Source organism: Methylobacterium brachiatum (assembly GCF_900113845.1).
GTDB lineage: Bacteria > Pseudomonadota > Alphaproteobacteria > Rhizobiales > Beijerinckiaceae > Methylobacterium > Methylobacterium brachiatum.
Genome location: NZ_FOQW01000015.1, coordinates 21,163 through 39,472, shown reverse-complemented (window position 1 = coordinate 39,472; position 18,310 = coordinate 21,163). Strand labels below are relative to the sequence as shown.

The following is an 18,310-nucleotide window of genomic DNA, read 5'->3' as shown; positions in this document are numbered from 1 at the left end:
CTCATGCCGGCACGCTTTGGCATGCCAGAACGTAATCACCCGCCCGTCCAGCCACAACCGGCCGCTCAGCGGAACAGGATGAACGCCTTCGACAGGGTGATGCCGATCCCCCACAGGATCGGGATGCCGACCACCGCCCAGGCGAGCCCGGCCGCGGGGCTGAACCCGCCCCGGCCGATGCCGAACGAGCCCGAGGCGCGCACCGACGCCGTGCCGGCCCGGACGTCCAGGGCGGCGCGCTCGGAATCCGACATGAACCAGCGCCCGGCCAGCGGCCGGATCAGCAGGTTGCAGACGAACCCGGCGGCCAGGAAGGCGGCGAGCACGTACATGGTCCGGCCGTAGAGATCCGCGCCCTGCACCCCGGCGGCGGCCTGGGCCTCGCGGATCTTGGTGACCACGAACGGCCCGACGATGCCGGCGGTCGACCAGGCGGTGAGCAGGCGGCCGTGGATCGCGCCCACGAACTGCGTGCCGAACACGTCGGCGAGGTAGGCCGGGATGGTCGCGAAGCCGCCGCCATACATCGACAGGATCACGCAGAAGAAGGCGACGAACAGCGCCTGCGAGCCGATCCCGGCGGCCCAGGGGGCGGCGGCGTAGAGCACGCCGCCCAGCGCGAAGAAGATCGCGTAGGTGAGCTTGCGGCCGATCCGGTCCGACATCGAGGCCCAGAAGAACCGGCCCAGGATGTTGAACAGGGACAGGAGGCCGACGAAGCCGGCGGCGATCGCGGCGACCTGCGCCTTCTGGCCGGCGTCGAGGGCGGTGAAGCCGGTGCCGGGCAGCCCGATCAGGGCGCCGCCGAAGATCTCCTGGAGCATCGGCGAGGCGAGCGCCAGGACACCGATCCCGGCCGAGACGTTGAGGCAGAGGACCAGCCAGATCATCCAGAACTGGAAGGTCTTGTGCGCGTCCCGCAGGTGGACGTGGCCCGAGGCGATCATGGCGTTCTTGGACGCCGGCGGGGTCCACCCGTCCGGGCGCCAGCCGGGCGGCGGGACCCGGTAGCCGAAGGCGCCGCCCAGCATGAACACGATGTAGCCGAGGCCCATCACCGCGAGCGTCTGCCAGACGCCGACGGACTCGGCGCTGCGGAAGGTCTTGATCAGGCCGTCGGCCAGGGGCGAGCCGATCATCGCGCCGCCGCCGAAGCCCATGATTGCCATGCCGGTGGCCATGCCGCGCCGGTCGGGGAACCACTTGATCAGCGTCGAGACCGGGGAGATGTAGCCGAGTCCCAGCCCGATGCCGCCGATCAGGCCCATGCCGAGCCAGACCAGCCAGAGCTGGTGGAGGTAGACGCCCAGCGCGCCGATCAGGAAGCCGCCACCCCAGCACAGGGCCGCCGCAATACCGGCCTTGCGCGGGCCCGCCCGCTCCAGCCAGCCGCCGAACAGGGCGGCCGAGAGGCCGAGCATCACGATGCCGATGGAGAAGACCATCACGAGGTCGCTGACGCGCCAGTCGCAGGTCGTCGTGAACAGGGCGGTCATCACGCCCATGTCGGGGCAGGCGGCGGGCGCGGGCTGGCCGACCGAGAGGGCGCGGGTCAGCGGCAGCCAGAAGACCGACAGGCCGTAGGCCATGCCGATGCAGAGATGGATCGCCAGGGCCGCGGGCGGAACGAGCCAGCGGTTGAAGCCCGGTTTGGCGACGATGCGTTCACGGGACAGCCAGCCGTGATCGCTCCCGGGCACGACCGCGCCCGCCAGTTCTGAATGCATCGAGGCTTCCTCCGAGCACGACTTCATTGACTGAGTCATGCATCGCGGAAAGCCTAGCGGTTCCGGGTACCGGTTGCCAGCACGCGAAACGCTCCAACCCGGGATTTAATCCCCGGTTGGAGCGCGCGAATTGCCAATCAGCCGGCGTCGCTGGCGCCCTCGCCGAGCTTCTGCGGATCGCGGGTCGCCGGGCGCACCGGGCTCTCGGCCTGGGGCTCGGCGCCGCGCAGGGCCCGCTGCACCAGGCTGTCGGCCCGGTCGCCCATCTCCGGCAGGGCGGCCTCGAGCTTCGAGACCATCTTGGGCGTCCAGAAGGCCGTGATGTGCTTGTGCACCCCGGCCACCGCCTCCTCTTCCGGGTAGGACCGGAAGAAGGTGGCGATCTGGTTCGCCATTCGGAGGAGCTTGTCCTCCTGGGTCTGCGCGCTCATCGGCTCACTCCGCCGCGTCGAGTGTCTGGGCGATGCGCGTCAACGAGAAATCCTCCTCGTAGAACTTCGCCTGCCAGTCGGAGGGCCGGTTGGTCCGCCGGACCTGCACCGCGGTCACCTTGTATTCCGGGCAGTTGGTCGCCCAGTCCGAGTAGTCGGTGGTGATGACGTTGGCGCCGGTCTTGGCGTGGTGGAAGGTCGTGTAGACCACGCCCGGCTGCATCCGCTCCGAGACCTTGGCCTTGAGGGCGATGTCGCCGGACCGGCTCTCCAGGGAGACCAGATCGCCGTCGACGATGCCGCGCAGCTCGGCGTCGAACGGGTGGATCTCCAGCACGTCCTCCTCGTGCCAGCGCGAGTTCTCGGTGCGCCGGGTCTGCGCGCCGACATTGTACTGGGACAGGATCCGGCCCGTGGTCAGGATCAGCGGGAACTTCGCCCCCGTCCGCTCCTCGGTGGCCACGAACTCGGTGATCATGAACCGGCCCTTGCCGCGGACGAAGCGGTCCACGTGCATCATCGGCGTGCCGAGCGGCGCCTTCTCGTTGCAGGGCCACTGCACCGAGCCCAGCTCGTCGAGCTTGGCGTAGGACACGCCGGTGAAGCTCGGGGTCAGGCCGGCGATCTCGTCCATGATCTCGGACGGGTGGTTGTAGTGCATCGGGTAGCCGAGCGCGTTGGAGAGCAGCACCGTGCCCTCCCAGTCGCCGTAGCCGCCCATCGGGGGCATGACCTTGCGCACGCGGGAGATGCGGCGCTCGGCGTTGGTGAAGGTGCCGTCCTTCTCCAGGAACGAGGCGCCCGGCAGGAAGACGTGGGCGTATTTGGCGGTCTCGTTCAGGAACAGGTCCTGGATGACGATGCACTCCATCGCCTTCAGGCCGGACGTGACGTGGTGCGTGTCGGGATCCGACTGCGCGATGTCCTCGCCCTGGATGTACATGCCCTTGAACGAGCCATCGACGGCCTCGTCCAGCATGTTGGTGATGCGCAGGCCCGGCGCGTTGTCGAGCTTGGCGCCCCAGAGGGCCTCGAAGCTCTCACGGGTGGCGTCGTCCGAGACGTGGCGGTAGCCGGTGAGCTCGTGCGGGAACGAGCCCATGTCGCAGGAGCCCTGGACGTTGTTCTGGCCGCGCAGCGGGTTCACGCCGGCCCCGAGCTTGCCGATATTGCCGGTGGCCATGGCGATGTTGGCCATGCCCATCACCATGGTCGAGCCCTGGCTGTGCTCGGTGACGCCCAGCCCGTAATAGATGCCGGCCGCGCCGCCCGTGGCGTAGAGCCGGGCCGCAGCGCGGACCTCGGCCGGGTCGAGCCCGGTGAATTGCTGCTGCGCCTCCGGGGAGTGGCGCTCCTCGGCGATGAACCGGGCCCAGGTCTCGAACTCGGCGAGATCGCAGCGCTCGCGGACATAGGCCTCGTCGATCAGCCCCTCGGTGACGATGACGTGCGCCAGCGAGTTGATGAAGGCGACGTTGGAGCCGGGCTTCAGCGGCAGGTGATAGTCGGCCTTGATGTGGGGCGACTTCACCAGGTCGATCTTGCGGGGATCGGCGACGATCAGCTTGGCGCCCTGGCGCAGCCGCTTCTTCATCCGCGAGCCGAAGACCGGGTGGCCGTCCGTCGGGTTGGCGCCGATCACCAGGATCACGTCGGAATTCTCGACCGACTTGAAGTCCTGGGTGCCGGCCGAGGTGCCGAGCGTCGACATCAGGCCGTAGCCGGTGGGCGAGTGGCAGACGCGGGCGCAGGTATCGACGTTGTTGTTGCCGAAGGCGGCGCGCACCAGCTTCTGGACGAGGTAGGCCTCCTCGTTGGTGCAGCGCGACGAGGTGATGCCGCCGACCGAGTCCTTGCCGTAGGTGGCCTGGATCCGCTTGAACTCGGAGGCCGCGTGGTTGATCGCCTCCTCCCAGGACACTTCGCGCCACGGATCCGTGATCTTGGCGCGGATCATCGGCTTGGTGATGCGGTCCTTGTGGGTGGCGTAGCCGTAGGCGAAGCGGCCCTTGACGCAGCTATGGCCCTCGTTGGCCTTGCCGCCCTTGTACGGCACCATCCGCACGACGCGGGTGCCCTGCATCTCGGCCTTGAACGAGCAGCCGACGCCGCAATAGGCGCAGGTCGTCACCTCGGCATGCTCGGGCTGGCCGAATTCGTGGATCGACTTCTCCTGGAGGGTCGCGGTCGGGCAGGCCTGCACGCAGGCGCCGCAGGAGACGCACTCCGACTCCATGAAGTTGGTCGGGCCGGCCGCCACGCGGCTGTCGAAGCCGCGGCCCGCGATGGTCAGCGCGAAGGTGCCCTGCACCTCCTCGCAGGCGCGCACGCAGCGGTTGCAGACGATGCACTTCGACGGATCGTAGGTGAAGTACGGGTTCGACTCGTCCTTCGGCAGATACTTCTCGGCCGTCGGCACGACGTGGTTGTCGCCCTCGTAGCCGTAGCGCACGTCGCGCAGGCCGACGACGCCGGCCATGTCCTGCAATTCGCAATCGCCGTTGGCGGCGCAGGTCAGGCAGGTCAGCGGGTGATCGGAGATGTAGAGCTCCATCACGCCCTTGCGGAGCTTGGCGAGCTTGTCGGTCTGCGTGCGCACGACCATGCCGTTCTCGGCCGGCGTGGTGCAGGAGGCCGGCGTGCCGCGCCGCCCCTCGATCTCCACGAGGCAGAGGCGACAGGAGCCGAACGGCTCCAGCGAGTCGGTGGCGCACAGCTTCGGGATCTGGGTGCCGGCATGCATCGCCGCCGCCATCACCGAGGTGCCGGCCGGCACCGTCACGTCCATGCCGTCGATCGTCAGGGTGACGGTCTGCTCCGCCACGCGGATCGGCGTGCCGTAGTCGATCTCCTTGATCAGGCCCATCGACGTCTCCTCACTCGGCCGCGACCGGCAGATCGCCGGCGCGCCTGAAATCTTCCGGGAAATGGGTGATCGCGCTCATCACGGGCATGGGCGTGAGCCCGCCCATGGCGCAGAGCGACCCATCGGTCATGACCTCGCAGAGGTCCTCGATCAGCTTCAGGTTCGTCTCCGGCCGGATGCCGGCGATGACCTTGTCCATGGTCTCGACGCCACGGGTCGCGCCGATGCGGCAGGGGGTGCACTTGCCGCAGGATTCGGTGGCGCAGAACTCGAAGGCGAAGCGCGCCTGGGCGGCCATGTCGACGGTGTCGTCGAACACGACGATGCCGCCATGGCCGACGAGGCCCTTCTGGGCCGCCATCGCCTCGTAATCGAGGGGCGTGTCGAGCAGGTGATCGGGGAAGTAGGCCCCGAGCGGCCCGCCGACCTGCACGGCCCGCACCGGACGGCCCGAACGGGTGCCGCCGCCGTAATCCTCGATCACCTCGCGGAGCGTCACACCGAAGGCGAGCTCGATCAGGCCGCCATGCTTGATGTTGCCGGCGAGCTGGATCGGCAGGGTGCCGAGCGAGCGGCCCATGCCGTAATCGGCATAGGCCTTGGCGCCGTGCTCCAGGATCCACGGCACGGCCGTGAAGGTCATGACGTTGTTGACCAGGGTCGGCTTGCCCAGAAAGCCCTTGAGCGCCGGGATCGGCGGCTTGGCCCGCACGATGCCGCGCTTGCCCTCCAGGCTCTCCAGCAGCGAGGTCTCCTCGCCGCAGATATAGGCGCCGGCCCCGAGCCGGACCTCGAGGTGGAAGGTCTTGCCCGAGCCGAGGATGTCGTCGCCCAGGACACCCGCCTGGATGCCGTTGGCGATCGCCTCCTTCAGGGTGGCGAAGGCCTGCGGGTATTCCGAGCGCAGGTAGATGTAGCCGCGGGTCGCACCGGTCGCGACGGCCGCGATGGTCATGCCCTCGATGAGGTTGAAGGGGTCACCCTCCATCATCATCCGGTCGGCGAAGGTGCCGGAATCGCCCTCGTCGGCATTGCAGACGACGTATTTCTGCTCGCCCTTGGCAAGCATCACGGTGTTCCACTTGATGCCGGCCGGGAAGCCGGCGCCGCCGCGGCCGCGCAGCCCGGAATCGCGCACCGCCGCGACGATGCCCTCGGCATCGAGCTTCAGCGCGGCCTCGAGCCCGCGATAGCCGCCATGGGCGCGGTAATCGGCCACCGAGACCGGATCGACCACGCCGCAGCGGTGGAAGGTCAGGCGCTGCTGGCGGGCCAGGAACGGTATTTTCTCCGGATCGCCGAGGCGCAGGGCATGCTCGCCGCCGGTGGTCAGGCCGGCATCGAGCAGGGCGTCGACATCCGAGACCTTGACCGGACCATAGGCGACCCGGCCCTCCGGCGTGCCGACCTCCACCATCGGCTCGAGCCAGAACAGGCCGCGCGAGCCGGTGCGCACGATGGTCACGTCGAGGCCGCGGCGCTCGGCGCCGGCGAACAGGGCCCGGGCGACCTTGTTGGCGCCGAGGCCCAGAGCCACGGCGTCCCGGGGGACGTAAAGGGTGACGCTCACTGGCGGGTCTCCCGCTTGGTTTCGGCCAGCGCCTCGTCGAGGGAATCGGCGGTCAGATGGGCGACCGGCTCGCCGTCGATGAGGGCCGCGGGGCCGTTGGCGCAGAGGCCGAGGCAGTAGACCGGCTCGACTGTGGCGCTGCCGTCGGCAGTGGTCTCGTGCCAGCCGCAGCCGAGGCGGCCGAGGATCTCGCGGTGGATCTTGTCCGAACCCATGGCCTGGCAGGCCTCGGCCCGGCACAGCTTCACCTCGTGGCGGCCGGCCGGGTGGGCGCGGAAATCATGGTAGAAGGTGATGCAGCCATGCACCTCGGCGCGCGACAGGTTCAGCGCGTCGGCGATGAGCGGCACGGCGCCGCCATCGACGTAGCCGAAGGTCGCCTGCAGCGCGTGCAGGATCGGCAGCGTCGCGCCTTCGAGATGGGTATGTTCTGCAATGATCCCGGAGGCGCGTTCCGCGCTCCAGGGCTCGTGACGCGCCATGGTTTCCAGCCCAGTCTGTTCCTTTTCTAAAACGAAGTGGAACAGAAATGCCGAACCCCATCAATCGTGCAGTCCGGTGGCCCGACAAAGGATCCCTGTCGAACTGTCACCCGCACGATGGTCGCGGTGACAAACCGCGATAAGTCTTTCTTAAAGCGTTCGTTTCCGATGCACGGCGTCGGTCGAAAAATCTTGCGTGCGCCGCAACATCGCTTTGTGCCATGCACGAAATTGCATCCGCGCGGGCAGACGGCGCCTCAGAACTCCATGTCCAGCTCTTCGATCTCGTCCGGCTCGTCGGCGGCGGCCTCGGCCCATTCGACCATGGGCGCCCAGTGCAGGATCGTGTCCCGGTAGGCGGCGGACCGGGGCGGCAGCGCCACGTCGTAGGTGCGGAACCGGGTGCAGACCGGGGCATAGAGCGCGTCGGCCAGCGTCGGGCGCGGGCCGAACAGGAACGGGCCGTCATAGCGGTCCAGGCAATCGTCGAAGATCGTGACGATACGCTCGATATCGGCCCGGGCGCCGTTGAACACCCGGAAGCCCGGATGGAAGGCGCGCAGGTTCATCGGCAGGGCCGATCGCAGGTTGACGAAGCCCGAATGCATCTCGCCCGCGATGGAGCGGCAATGGGCGCGCTCGGCGACATCGCGGGGCAGCAGGCCCGCCTCCGGGAAGGTCTCGCCGAGATACTCGGCGATGGCGAGGGTGTCCCAGACCACCACGTCGCCGTGGCGCAGGCGCGGCACCAGGAAGGACGGCGAGAGGTGCAGCAGCTCGGCCCGGCTGGTGGCATCCGTGCCCGACAGAACCTCGGTGTCGAAGGCGAGCCCGGCCATCCGGCAGATCAGCCAGCCCCGCAGGGACCAGGACGAGTAATTCCGGCTGGAGATGGTGAGCGTGGCGGCGGTCATCGTCTTCACCCCGGGCGCGTCGCCGATCATGCGATCAGTTCTGCCGGATCCAAGACTCATGCCGATTCGATCCGGGCGAATCGCGACGCGCCGAATATTACTCCCGTCGCAGCAGCGCGGCGACCTCCGCCTCCTCGGCCGCCGACAGGGTCCGGACCGGCGCGGCCGGCCGCCGGCGGGCGAGGCGCCAGATCCCGAACCCGCCGAGCAGCACGGCCAGGATCGGGGTCAGCCACAGCAGCAGGGTGTGAAGGGCGAAGACCGGCCGCAGCAGCACGAACTCGCCGTAGCGGTCCACGACGTAGCGCAGCACCGCCGGATCGCTGTCACCCTTCTGCAGGCGCTCGCGGACGATGACGCGCAGGTCCTTGGCGAGCGGCGCGTCGGAATCGTCGATCGACTGGTTCTGGCAGACGAGGCAGCGCAGTTCCGACGAGATCTCCCGGGCGCGATGCTCCAGCACCGGATCCTTCAGCACCTCTTCGGGCTGGACGGCGTGGGCGGGGGCGGCGAATGCGAGGGCGGCGAGGAGCGTAAGGGTGAGGCGGCCACGCGCCCTCCCTCCCCCCTCTGCGGGGGAGGGTACCCTGCGCAGCAGGGGGGGAGAGGGGCAGCGCGACGGTTCAGGATGTATCGAGCGGAGCGACCTCTCCGGACGCGGCGCTCCCCTCTCCCGACCCCTGCTGACGCAGGGGCCACCCTCCCCCGCAAGGGGGGGAGGAAGATCCGCACTGGCCTTCATGTCCACCATCACTCGGCCGGCACCGCGGCCGCGTTGGGCATGGCCCGCGCCCGCGCCTTGGCCGGGACGCCGACGCGCATCCGGCGGTCGGTGAGCGACAGCCCGCCACCCAGCGCCATGACCACGGCGCCGAGCCAGATCATCAGCACCAGAGGCTTGTAGTAGAGGCGCACGCCGACGCCGCCGTCCTGGCCGATCTCGCCGAGGCTGGCATAGACCTGGCTCGCCCCGATGGTCAGCAGGCCCGACTCGGTCACCGACATCTTGCGGCTCGGGTAGAACCGCTTGCCGGTCTCGACCCGGCCGACCTCGTCGCCGGAGCGGGTGCGGATCGTCAGGAAGGCCGCGGCCTCCTCGTAGTTCGGGCCGGCCCGGGGGGCGACCCGGTCGAGGGTCGCCGTGTAGGGGCCGGTGGAGAGGGTCTGGCCGGGCTTGAGCGTCGCCAGCCCCTCGGTGGCCCAGCCCTGCGCGGCGATGCCGATCACCACCACGCCGACGCCGGCATGGGCGAGCGCGGTGCCCCAGGCCGAGCGCGGCAGGCCGATGGCCCGGCGCCCGATCTGACCGAGGTCGCGCGTCCGGCTGGAACCGAAGCCCCGGGCCCGGGAGACGATCTCCAGGGCCGAGCCGATCAGCAGGTAGGCGCCGAGCCCGATCCCGAGCGGCGCCATCACGGGCCCGCCCCATGTCAGGGCCAGGACCGCGAAGCCGACCACCAGGGCGACGGCGAGCGCCGCGAACAGGCGCTGCGAGGCGGCGAGAACGTCGCCCCGCTTCCAGGCGAGCGCCTGGCCGAACGGGACGATCAGCAGGAGCGGGATCGCCAGGGGGATGAAGGTCGCGTTGAAGAAGGGCGGGCCGACCGTGATCTTCTCGCCGGTCAGCATCTCCAGCAGCAGCGGATAGAGCGTGCCCACCAGCACCGTGGCGCAGGCGGCCACGAGGAACAGGTTGTTGAGGACGAGGGAGCCCTCCCGGGAGATCGGCGCGAACAGGCCGCCCTGCCGCAGCAGCGGCGCCCGCCAGGCGAATAGCGTCAGCGAACCGCCGATGAACAGGATCAGGATCGCCAGGATGAAGACGCCGCGGGTCGGGTCGGTGGCGAAGGAATGCACCGAGGTGATCACCCCGGAGCGGACCAGGAAGGTGCCGATCAGCGACAGGGAGAAGGTCAGGATGGCGAGCAGCACCGTCCACACCTTCAGGGCGTCGCGCTTCTCCATCACCACGGTGGAGTGCAGCAGAGCCGTGCCGGCGATCCAGGGCATCAGGGAGGCGTTCTCCACCGGATCCCAGAACCACCAGCCGCCCCAGCCGAGCTCGTAATAGGCCCAGTATGAGCCCATCGCGATGCCGAGGGTCAGGAACGACCAGGCGACCAGCGTCCAGGGCCGCACGGCCCGCGCCCAGACCGCGTCGATACGCCCGTCGATCAGGGCGGCGACCGCGAAGGCGAAGCTGATCGAGAAGCCGACATAGCCGACGTAGAGGAGCGGCGGATGGATCGCCAACCCGACGTCCTGCAGCAGCGGGTTGAGGTCGTTGCCCTCGAGCGGGGCCGGGACCACGCGGCTGAACGGGTTCGAGGTCGTGATGATGAACAGCACGAACACGAAGGTGATCAGGCCCTGCACGCCGAGCGTGTTGGCCCGCAGCCGCGGCGGCACGGAGTTCCGGGCCACCGCCACGCAGGCGCCGAACAGGGTCAGGATCAGGACCCAGAGGAGCATCGAGCCCTCGTGGTTCCCCCACACGCCGGAGACCTTGTAGATCAGCGGCTTCTGGGTGTGCGAGTTCTCGACGACGTTCTGGACCGAGAAGTCCGAGGTGACGTGCGCCCAGGTGAGCGCCGCGAAGGCGAACAGCACGCACGCGAAAGCGCCGAGCGCCGCCTGCGAGGCTGCCTGGCGCAGCGCCGGGTCGCCCGAGCGCGCCGCCCAGACCGGCATCACCATCTGGACGAGGGAGATCGCCAGCGCGAGCGCGAGCGCGAAATGGCCGGTCTCGACGATCATGCCGGATTCCTTACCGCTCGCTGCGGGGGCCGAGGGTCCCGCCGTTGGAGGCGGTGACGGGCTTCGGCCCGGCCTTAGGCGCGCCCTTGTCGCCCCCCTCCTGCCAGCGCCCCTGCGCCTTCAGGGCGTCGGCGACCTCGCGGGGCATGTACGATTCGTCGTGCTTGGCGAGAACGGTGTCGGCCCGGAACCGGCCGCCCGGCTCCAGCATGCCCTCGGCCACGACGCCCTGGCCCTCGCGGAACAGGTCGGGCAGCAGGCCCTTGTACTGGACCTCGACGGTGGCGTTGGTGTCGGTGACGGCGAAATCCACCGTCTGGTCGGGCCCGCGCTTGAGCGAGCCGTCCTTCACCAGCCCGCCGAGCCGCAGGCGGGTGCCGGGGGCGATGCCCTGCTGGGCGATATCGGTGGGCGAGCGGAAGAACACGATCGACCCGCTCATGGCGAACAGGATCAGCCCCACGGCGAGCGCCAGGACGCTGCCGCAGGCGGCGATCAGGATCAGGCGGCGGCTCTTACGCGTCACGACTCTTCCACCCCGGGATCCGGCGGGCTTGGGCCCGAGCAGACCTAAACCGTTCTCATTCTAGCCTTGCAGGGTGTCGGCCCGGCAGCCGCGCCGGTCAAGGGCGTCGGGCAGGACCGATTGTCGTACGAACAGCGGCCGCGATGGTCAGGGATTGGATCTCGGGGCCAGATCGAGCTCCCGGGCGAGGCCGTCGAGCCGGCTCACCGCCTCGGCGTTGGTCGCCAGCGCCATCCGGGCGCGGTCGAGGGCCTTGATCGCCTGGTCGCGCTCGCCGAGTGCGCTGTAGGAGCGCACGAGCCGCAGCCACTCGTCCGGCGTGCCGCCCCGGGCCGTGAGACGCCGGTCGAGGCCGTCGACCATGCCGCGGATCGCCACGTCGCGCTCGGCAGGCGACATCGCCTGCATGGCCGCGGCAGCCGATTCGGTGTCGGAGCGGGGCGCGGGACCCGCCATGGGCCCGGGGGCCGCCGGTTGGGCCGGAGCACCCGGATCGAGCCCGAGGATGCGGGCGCCGGCCTCCACCTGGGCGAGTCCCTGCGGGTCGCCGGCCAGCGCCACCCGGGCGCGCGCCAGGGCATCGATCGCCTGATCGCGCTCGCCGAGCACCGCCCGGGAGCGGGTGAGCCGCAGCCACTCGTCCGGCGTGCCGCCCCCGGTCTTGAGCCGGGCATCGAGCCCGTCGACCATGCCGCGGATCGCCGCCTGCTGCTCGGCCGGCAGTTTCTGGGGCGTCGGAGGCATAGCGGCCGGCGCCGGCTCGCCCTTGAGCCGGGCGAGGTTCTGCCGGACCAGCCCGAGCCAGGGCGCGTCGGCGGGGCTCGCGGCCTCCAGGGCGCTGAGCTGGCGGATCGCCTCGCCGGTATCGCCGGCCTGCTCGGCGGCGCGCGCGAGATAGAAGCGGGGTTTGGGCGCGTTCTGCTCCTTGGCCTGCGCCTTCTCGAACAGGGCCTTGGCCTCGGGCGAGACGGTGCCTTCGCCCGCCGCCGTCAGGGCCTCGCCCCAATCGGCCAGGGTGTCGGCGCTCTCGCCCTTCAGGCGGGCGATGTTGGCGAAGGCGCGGGCCGCGTCGTCGAACCGGCCGGTGCGCATATAGACCGGGGCGAGCACGGCCCAGCCGCGGGCATCGTTCGGGTCGCGGGCGAGGCGCGCTTCGATCTGCCCGACCGCCTTCATCAGGTCCTCGGTGCCGCCCCGGGCAGCCTGCCGGTCGGCATCGGTCTGCGCGGGCAGTTCCGGCGAGCCGTAGAGGCCGTAGGCGATCAGCGCGACCAGCGGGATCGTGGACAGCGCGAACGCGGAGGCCGCCCGGCGCCGGCGCAGCCGCGGCTCGGCCGGGCGCGCGGCCTCGTCCGCATCGGCATCCTCCGCGTCGCGCCGGGCGTCGCGGCTCGCCCGCAGCAGGCGGCGGGCCGCCTCGGCACGGGCGGTCTCGGCCTCGTCCGGGGCGATGAGGCCGCGCTCCAGATCGCGCGCGATCTCGGCGATCTGGTCCTCGTAGAACGCCGTCTCGGTATCGACGCTGGAGGCACCGCTTTCGCCGGCGGGAACGGCCGTGCGTCGCGACATTGGCCAGAGCAGGCCGAGCACGGTCGCCGCGGTCATGCCCGCCAGGATGAACCAGATCGCCGTCATCGAACCTTCGCCAGCGGGCCCGACCGACCCGCATGTCACCACGCCATGTGGAGCCGGCCGCGAGATGCCACGACGGCCCCCGGCGGCGGCACGGTGTCACGCAACTCCCGGGCGATGACAAGGGGCGCAACCGGACCATGAAGCCGCGTCCCGCGGCGGGAAAACCCGCCTCCGATCAGTGGCTGGCGGCGCCCACCGGCGCATCGCCCGGCACTTCGAGGACCGCCCGCAGGCCGCCGAGGCTCGCCTGTTCCAGGGTGAAGCGGCCCCGGTAGAGGGCGGCGAGATCGGCCACGATGGACAGGCCGAGGCCCGAGCCGGGCTTCGATTCATCCAGGCGCCGACCGCGCCCGAGCACGGCCTGGCGGGCCTCCGGGGGCAGGCCCGGGCCGTCATCCTCGATGGCCACGACGAGGTGGGGATAATCGTGCTTGGCCACCGCCTCGGCCCGGATCGCCACCCGGCCGTGGGCCCATTTCGAGGCGTTGTCGACGAGGTTGCCGACCATCTCCTCGAAATCCTGGCGCTCGCCCCGGAAGCGCAGGCCGGGAGGAACGTGGACATCGTAGGCGATATCCTTGTCCCGGTAGATCTTGCCGAAGGTCCGGACGAGGCCGGCCAGGGCCGGCTCGACCTCCGTGGAGGTGCCCAAAGTGCCGGCGAGCGCGGCCGCGCGGGCGCGGTCGAGGTGGTAATTCACCTGGTCGCGCATCACTGCCGCCTGCTCGCGGATCTTCTGGGCGAGCTCCTCCGGGGCGTCCGAGGCGCCGACCTCGTTGACGATGATCGAGAGCGGCGTCTTGAGCGCGTGGGCGAGGTTGCCGACCTGGGTGCGGGCGCGCTCCAAAATCTCCCGGTTGGTCTCGATCAGGAGGTTCACCTCGCCGGTGAGCGGGGCGATGTCGCGCGGATAGGTGCCGGTGATGCGGTCGGCCTCGCCGCGGCGCACGGCACCGAGCGCGGCGCGCATCTTCTTCAGGGGCGCCAGGCCGAACCGGATCTGCAGCAGGGTGGTGATCGCCAGCGACAGGCCGAGCAGCCCGAACGTGATGGTCAGCGAGTTCCGGAACCGGTCGACGTCGTTGACGATCTCGTCGGCGGGGCCGGCCACCCGCACGGTGTAGCGGCCCTCCTCACCCAGATCGACGTCGCGCTCCATGATGCGCAGCAGCCGCCCGTCCTGGGCCTTGCCGTAGCCCTGCCGGATCTGCCCGACCCCGACCTTGCCGTCGGAATCGGTGGCCGGCCCCAGCGGCACGCCGACCAGCGAGCGGGAGGTGCGCAGGTCCCGGGGCTTCGCGTCGGGCTTGCCGACCTGCCAGTACCAGCCGGACAGGGGCAGATCGAAGCGCGGATCGCCGAGCGAGAAGGTCCGGCTCTCGGGATCGTTGGGCGAGACGAGGTCGGTGGCGAGGTTGTTGGTGAAGACCAGGAGCCGGCTGTCGAAGGCGCGCTCGGTGTTCTCCCGGTAGAGCGTCGTGAGGATCCAGGCCGCGATCAGCAGGATCGCCGAGCTCGACAGGAACGCCGACACGGCCAGCCGCACCGCGATCGAGCGGCGGCGCAGGGAGAAGAGACCGATCAGGGTTTTCATCGGCCGCCTGGGGACTGGGGATGCGATTTCGCCTTAGCCGCGACGCGCTGGTAGAGAAATGCTCCGACCACGGAAGCGATCGTGCCGCCCCCGATCGTTCCTGCGACCCAGGGCTGGCCAAGCCAGAGTGCAAAGGCGGCAACCGATAGAGCAGCGAGCGCAAATAGGAGCGCACTGATCTGGCCACGCACGTCCTGCCGAATGGCAGCCTCCAGAGCTTGCCGCTCGTAGGTCCGACGGTGATCGGCCTCCAACTCCCATTGCCGAAAGATGCGCTCGGGTGAATCAGGGACCAACCGGGCAAATCCTTCGAGCACGGCAGGCGGCGGCAAGGGTCCTTGCCAGAAACTGCTGCGTCCGACCTCGACCGGCACCTCACCCCGATTCGTAAGTGTGCCCTGGTCTGTGGGAGCTGGCTGGCGCGCGGGTGTCCTAGTCCTGCTTGATCGGCTCACGCGCCGCCTCACGCTCGATCACGCCACGCAGATCATCGCCGATGCGGCGAAAATCACCCCGCAGAGCCTCAGTTTCGTCCCGGTGCGGATACCGGATCGGTTCCGATGCGACGGGCCAGAACGAAGCGAGGGCATCCAGGCCGACCCTGTAGCGGGACCAGCGTGTCCGCGGCGCCGGATCGGGTCTTTCGGCGGAAGTCATGGCGGTGGCAAATCCGTGGCGCGAAGCCCTGAGCGATGTAACTCTTCGGCGATACCGGGACAACCGCACTCACCCCGGTGTCACCGCATCATAGTACACCGCGCCCCGCATCAGCGGCCGCGCGGTGCGGAAGAACGAGCCGCGCTCCGCCCGCCATCCCGTGCCGTCCCGCGCCACGGTGGCGTCGGCGGTGAGGATGCCAGAGGGCATGCCGACCCGGAGCGCCGCGTCGCCGGTGGCGCGGGCGACCTCGTGGACCAGGCTGCCCGCGATCCGCGCGGCGACCGCGAGGCACAGGGTGGCGGTGAGCGGCAGGGCCTGGTGCGGCACGCCGTTCGAGATCACCCGGGCGGTGAGGTCGACGTCCGGGGCGCGGATCGCCGCCCCGGACAAGCTGGACGAATCCTGGGGCGGCCCGACCAGGCCGACGAAGGGGACGTGCACGATCCGCGCTGCGGCGTCGGGATCGGGGGCGATGCCCATCGCCACGGAGGCGGCCAGGCGGATCCGCGCCAGCCGGTCGAGGAGGCCGGGCACCGCCTCCAGGCCGGCGGGCGATTCGGTGCCGGTCAGGCCCAGATCGGCGGCGCGGACGAACACGCAGGCATTGGCCGCATCCACCAGCGAGGCCTCGATCGGGCCGAGCCCCGGCACGTCGAGAACCTGCCGGACGGCGCCGGTGGGCAGCAGCCTTCCGGTGGTGGCGCCGCCCGGATCGACGAAATCGAGGCGGATCGGCGCGCCAGTGCCGGTGACGCCGGGGATCGCCAGGGCGCCGCGATAGACGGCGCGGCCGCCCCGGACCTCGAAGCCGGCCTCGATGCGCTTGCGCGTATTGGTGTTGAAGATCCGCAAGCACACCGGGCCGTCGGCGACCTCCACGAGCCCCTCGTCCACCGCGAAGGGACCCACAGCCGAGAGCATGTTGCCGCAATTGCCCGACAGGTCGATCCGCCCCTCGCGGACCACGACCTGCACGAAGGTGTAGTCGATGTCGGCATCGGGCCGGGTCGAGGGCTCGACGATGCAGATCTTCGAGACCGAGGAAACACCCCCGCCCATGCCGTTGAGCTGGCGCCCGAACGGGTCGGGGCTGTCCATGGCGGAGAGGAAGGCGGGCTCCCAGGCGGCGATGTCCCCGGGCACGTCCTGCCGGCGCAGCATCAGCGCCTTGCTGGTGCCGCCGCGCATGAACACGGCCGGCAGCGTGCCACCGGTGGCCAAGCTCGTCACACCCGCGCCGGGGGCTGGTTCGGATCCACGAGGTAGCCCAGCCCGCGCACGGTCTGGATCAGGTCGACGGCGAGCTTCTTGCGCAGGCGGCCGACGAACACCTCGATGGTGTTTGAATCCCGATCGAAATCCTGATCGTAGAGGTGCTCGGTCAGCTCGGCGCGGGAAACCACCCGGCCGGTATGGTGCATCAGGTAGGAGAGCAGCCGGTATTCGTGGCTGGTGAGCTTCACCTGGGCGCCGTCGACGAACACCTTGCCGGACCGGGTATCGAGGGTGACGGGGCCGCAGGCGATCTGGCTGGAGGCGTGGCCGGCCGCCCGGCGCAGGAGCGCCCGGACCCGGGCCATCAGCTCCTCCATGTGGAACGGCTTGGTCACGTAATCGTCGGCGCCGGCATCGAAGCCGTCGACCTTGTCGGACCAGCGGTCCCGGGCGGTCAGGATGATTACCGGGGTCTTCACCCCGGCGCGGCGCCACTTCTGCAGCACTGAGACGCCGTCGGCCTTGGGCAGGCCCATGTCGAGGATGATCGCGTCGTAGGGCTCGCTCTCCCCGAGATAGCCGCCCTCCTCGCCGTCATAGGCCTTGTCGGCGACGTAGCCGGCCTCTTCCAGCGCCGCGACCACCTGACGGTTGATGTCCCGGTCATCCTCCACGACGAGCAGTCGCACGGCTCACTCCATTCCACTGCGGGTGTGAAGCCCGGTCAGTATTGGCCCGCGACCTTGCCGGTGCGGGCATCGACGATCACGTGCACGAAATGCCCGTCCCGGCGCAAGGCGGTCAGCATGTAGACGAGGCCGTCCTCGTGGCGACACAGGCTGGCGCGCTGGATCTCGGCCCGGGGGATCACCGTGCGGGCCGCCCGGATCGCCGCCACCGGGGCGATCACCCGGCGCTCGCCGACCTCCTCGCGCATGTCGGCGGGCGACAGGCAGGTCTCGATTCGCAGGGGCGTCGGATCCGCCACCGGGGCGGCCTGCGGGGCCGGCCCGTCATCGGCCATGGAGCCGAGGCCGCTGGCGGCGAGGGCCGCGGCGGTCAGGCTGATGGCAACGAGGGTGATGGCGTAGCGCATTGCCAGAAGATTTGCGCCGAGGGCACTGAATGCGCCCTGAATACGTAGCTGTAGGCGCGACGACGCGCGATCGGCCGGCTGGCTGCCTCGGGGAAGCGTGAGCTGTTTGATCGCGGACGGCATCGTGCGGGCTCTACGGCCGACGGGCTTTTCGGGTTCCACCGGCCGGGCCACGCTGCACAGGCGGTGACGCAACCCCGGCAGCCCCGGATCTAGCGCGCGTGCCGGCATCCGGGCGCGGGTTCCGGTGCGTCCGGATATGCGGGCACAGCCGCCTGCGCGGCCAGGACGGCATCGATCGACCAGGGTCGCGCCCCGACCTGCGCCCCCAGCTGAAGCGTGATCGCGAGCGCGGCCGCCCCGGACAGGGCCAGCCAGACTCGGTCGAGGATCCGGTTCCAATGCGGGCTCATCGCGGGCCTCCCGTGATCAGGGTCCAGAACGCCCGCAGGGCGGGCATGCGCTCGGTGAGCCAGGCGATCTGGTCCGAGAACCAGTGCGCACCCGTCGCCGCGGTGACGAAGGCGAACAGGATCGCGTGCTTGAGGCGCCGGAGATAGCGGCGCAGCACCCGCCGCTCGACATGGGCATCCACGAGCTCGTCGAGGACGGCGAGCCGCGGCTCGGTCTGGCGCGCCACATAGGCGTGCCAGAACGGCGGAAACCGGATGGTGCGCGCCCGGTCGCCGGGGTCCGGCGGATGGCGCGCGGGGTGACGGGCGGTGGTCATAGTGTTCTGCCCCCGGCCGACGATGGTCGCACCTTGCTCCATGCAAGACGCGACGCGCTCCCCTCCCCCTTGCGGGGAGGAGCTGGAGGTGGGGGTCGTGGAGAAGG

At 70.3% G+C, this 18,310-nt stretch carries 18 protein-coding genes; all 18 read right to left on the bottom strand.

Annotated elements, in window-relative coordinates; all coding sequences use genetic code 11:
- Positions 1 to 65 precede the first annotated feature (65 nt).
- The 18 genes from BMZ47_RS19770 to BMZ47_RS19685 all read right to left on the bottom strand — a co-directional run bounded on the left by BMZ47_RS19770 (position 66) and on the right by BMZ47_RS19685 (position 18,245).
- A complete protein-coding gene (locus tag BMZ47_RS19770; protein WP_091863957.1) occupies positions 66 to 1,727 on the bottom strand; it encodes an OFA family MFS transporter in 1,662 nt (553 codons plus the stop codon).
- 137 nt (positions 1,728 to 1,864) lie between these two features.
- Positions 1,865 to 2,158 carry a formate dehydrogenase subunit delta gene (locus tag BMZ47_RS19765; protein WP_007565756.1) on the bottom strand — a complete coding sequence of 98 codons (294 nt, stop codon included), beginning with the start codon at positions 2,156 to 2,158 and terminating at the stop codon, positions 1,865 to 1,867.
- Positions 2,159 to 2,162: 4 nt separating this feature from the next.
- Positions 2,163 to 5,024 (bottom strand): formate dehydrogenase subunit alpha, encoded by a 2,862-nt coding sequence (gene fdhF / locus BMZ47_RS19760; protein WP_007565758.1) that lies wholly within the window; start codon positions 5,022 to 5,024, stop codon positions 2,163 to 2,165.
- 10 nt (positions 5,025 to 5,034) lie between these two features.
- A complete protein-coding gene (locus BMZ47_RS19755) occupies positions 5,035 to 6,594 on the bottom strand; it encodes a formate dehydrogenase beta subunit (protein WP_091863890.1) in 1,560 nt (519 codons plus the stop codon).
- The gene (locus BMZ47_RS19750) at positions 6,591 to 7,076 is read right to left on the bottom strand and encodes a formate dehydrogenase subunit gamma (RefSeq protein WP_007565762.1); all 486 of its coding nucleotides are present in this window, start codon (positions 7,074 to 7,076) and stop codon (positions 6,591 to 6,593) included. The genes BMZ47_RS19755 and BMZ47_RS19750 overlap by 4 nt, the downstream gene beginning before the upstream one ends.
- A 257-nt stretch (positions 7,077 to 7,333) precedes the next feature.
- The gene (locus BMZ47_RS19745; protein ID WP_091863956.1) at positions 7,334 to 7,990 is read right to left on the bottom strand and encodes a glutathione S-transferase family protein; all 657 of its coding nucleotides are present in this window, start codon (positions 7,988 to 7,990) and stop codon (positions 7,334 to 7,336) included.
- Positions 7,991 to 8,087: 97 nt separating this feature from the next.
- Entirely contained in the window at positions 8,088 to 8,468 is a 381-nt protein-coding gene (locus tag BMZ47_RS19740; protein ID WP_244536879.1) for a cytochrome c-type biogenesis protein, read from the bottom strand.
- 272 nt (positions 8,469 to 8,740) lie between these two features.
- Positions 8,741 to 10,747, bottom strand: a complete 2,007-nt coding sequence (locus tag BMZ47_RS19730) for a heme lyase CcmF/NrfE family subunit (protein ID WP_007565767.1) — start codon at positions 10,745 to 10,747, stop codon at positions 8,741 to 8,743.
- 10 nt (positions 10,748 to 10,757) lie between these two features.
- Positions 10,758 to 11,273, bottom strand: a complete 516-nt coding sequence (ccmE, locus tag BMZ47_RS19725) for a cytochrome c maturation protein CcmE (protein ID WP_007565769.1) — start codon at positions 11,271 to 11,273, stop codon at positions 10,758 to 10,760.
- 147 nt (positions 11,274 to 11,420) lie between these two features.
- Positions 11,421 to 12,908 carry a c-type cytochrome biogenesis protein CcmI gene (gene ccmI, locus BMZ47_RS19720; RefSeq protein WP_091863889.1) on the bottom strand — a complete coding sequence of 496 codons (1,488 nt, stop codon included), beginning with the start codon at positions 12,906 to 12,908 and terminating at the stop codon, positions 11,421 to 11,423.
- A gap of 175 nt (positions 12,909 to 13,083) precedes the next feature.
- On the bottom strand, positions 13,084 to 14,502 hold the full coding sequence (locus BMZ47_RS19715) for a sensor histidine kinase (RefSeq protein ID WP_007565774.1): 1,419 nt from the start codon (positions 14,500 to 14,502) through the stop codon (positions 13,084 to 13,086).
- On the bottom strand, positions 14,499 to 14,876 hold the full coding sequence (locus BMZ47_RS19710; protein WP_167369067.1) for a DUF2335 domain-containing protein: 378 nt from the start codon (positions 14,874 to 14,876) through the stop codon (positions 14,499 to 14,501). Before BMZ47_RS19710 ends, BMZ47_RS19715 begins: the two co-directional genes overlap by 4 nt.
- Positions 14,877 to 14,934: 58 nt before the next feature.
- The gene (locus BMZ47_RS28130) at positions 14,935 to 15,159 is read right to left on the bottom strand and encodes a hypothetical protein (protein WP_039903449.1); all 225 of its coding nucleotides are present in this window, start codon (positions 15,157 to 15,159) and stop codon (positions 14,935 to 14,937) included.
- A gap of 69 nt (positions 15,160 to 15,228) precedes the next feature.
- Positions 15,229 to 16,392: a 2-methylaconitate cis-trans isomerase PrpF family protein gene (locus BMZ47_RS19705; RefSeq protein WP_091863887.1), complete on the bottom strand. Its 1,164-nt coding sequence runs from the start codon at positions 16,390 to 16,392 to the stop codon at positions 15,229 to 15,231.
- Positions 16,389 to 17,066 (bottom strand): response regulator transcription factor, encoded by a 678-nt coding sequence (locus BMZ47_RS19700; RefSeq protein ID WP_007565778.1) that lies wholly within the window; start codon positions 17,064 to 17,066, stop codon positions 16,389 to 16,391. The genes BMZ47_RS19705 and BMZ47_RS19700 overlap by 4 nt, the downstream gene beginning before the upstream one ends.
- A 35-nt stretch (positions 17,067 to 17,101) precedes the next feature.
- Positions 17,102 to 17,473 carry a PepSY domain-containing protein gene (locus BMZ47_RS19695; RefSeq protein ID WP_007565779.1) on the bottom strand — a complete coding sequence of 124 codons (372 nt, stop codon included), beginning with the start codon at positions 17,471 to 17,473 and terminating at the stop codon, positions 17,102 to 17,104.
- A 212-nt stretch (positions 17,474 to 17,685) separates the two neighbouring features.
- Entirely contained in the window at positions 17,686 to 17,886 is a 201-nt protein-coding gene (locus BMZ47_RS19690) for a hypothetical protein (RefSeq protein WP_091863886.1), read from the bottom strand.
- Complete coding sequence (locus BMZ47_RS19685; RefSeq protein WP_244536878.1) at positions 17,883 to 18,245, bottom strand: hypothetical protein; 363 nt, start codon at positions 18,243 to 18,245, stop codon at positions 17,883 to 17,885. The genes BMZ47_RS19690 and BMZ47_RS19685 overlap by 4 nt, the downstream gene beginning before the upstream one ends.
- Positions 18,246 to 18,310 lie beyond the last annotated feature (65 nt).

Excerpts from the sequence above, each read along its gene's own strand:
- BMZ47_RS19730 (WP_007565767.1), bottom strand. The coding sequence starts at position 10,747 with ATGATCGTCGAGACCGGCCATTTCGCGCTCGCGCTCGCGCTGGCGATC.
- BMZ47_RS19715 (WP_007565774.1), bottom strand. The coding sequence starts at position 14,502 with ATGAAAACCCTGATCGGTCTCTTCTCCCTGCGCCGCCGCTCGATCGCG.
- fdhF (WP_007565758.1), bottom strand. The coding sequence starts at position 5,024 with ATGGGCCTGATCAAGGAGATCGACTACGGCACGCCGATCCGCGTGGCG.
- BMZ47_RS19690 (WP_091863886.1), bottom strand. The coding sequence starts at position 17,886 with ATGAGCCCGCATTGGAACCGGATCCTCGACCGAGTCTGGCTGGCCCTG.
- BMZ47_RS28130 (WP_039903449.1), bottom strand. The coding sequence starts at position 15,159 with ATGACTTCCGCCGAAAGACCCGATCCGGCGCCGCGGACACGCTGGTCC.
- BMZ47_RS19770 (WP_091863957.1), bottom strand. The coding sequence starts at position 1,727 with ATGCATTCAGAACTGGCGGGCGCGGTCGTGCCCGGGAGCGATCACGGC.
- BMZ47_RS19695 (WP_007565779.1), bottom strand. The coding sequence starts at position 17,473 with ATGCGCTACGCCATCACCCTCGTTGCCATCAGCCTGACCGCCGCGGCC.
- ccmI (WP_091863889.1), bottom strand. The coding sequence starts at position 12,908 with ATGACGGCGATCTGGTTCATCCTGGCGGGCATGACCGCGGCGACCGTG.
- BMZ47_RS19765 (WP_007565756.1), bottom strand. The coding sequence starts at position 2,158 with ATGAGCGCGCAGACCCAGGAGGACAAGCTCCTCCGAATGGCGAACCAG.
- BMZ47_RS19750 (WP_007565762.1), bottom strand. The coding sequence starts at position 7,076 with ATGGCGCGTCACGAGCCCTGGAGCGCGGAACGCGCCTCCGGGATCATT.
- BMZ47_RS19745 (WP_091863956.1), bottom strand. The coding sequence starts at position 7,990 with ATGACCGCCGCCACGCTCACCATCTCCAGCCGGAATTACTCGTCCTGG.
- BMZ47_RS19685 (WP_244536878.1), bottom strand. The coding sequence starts at position 18,245 with ATGGAGCAAGGTGCGACCATCGTCGGCCGGGGGCAGAACACTATGACC.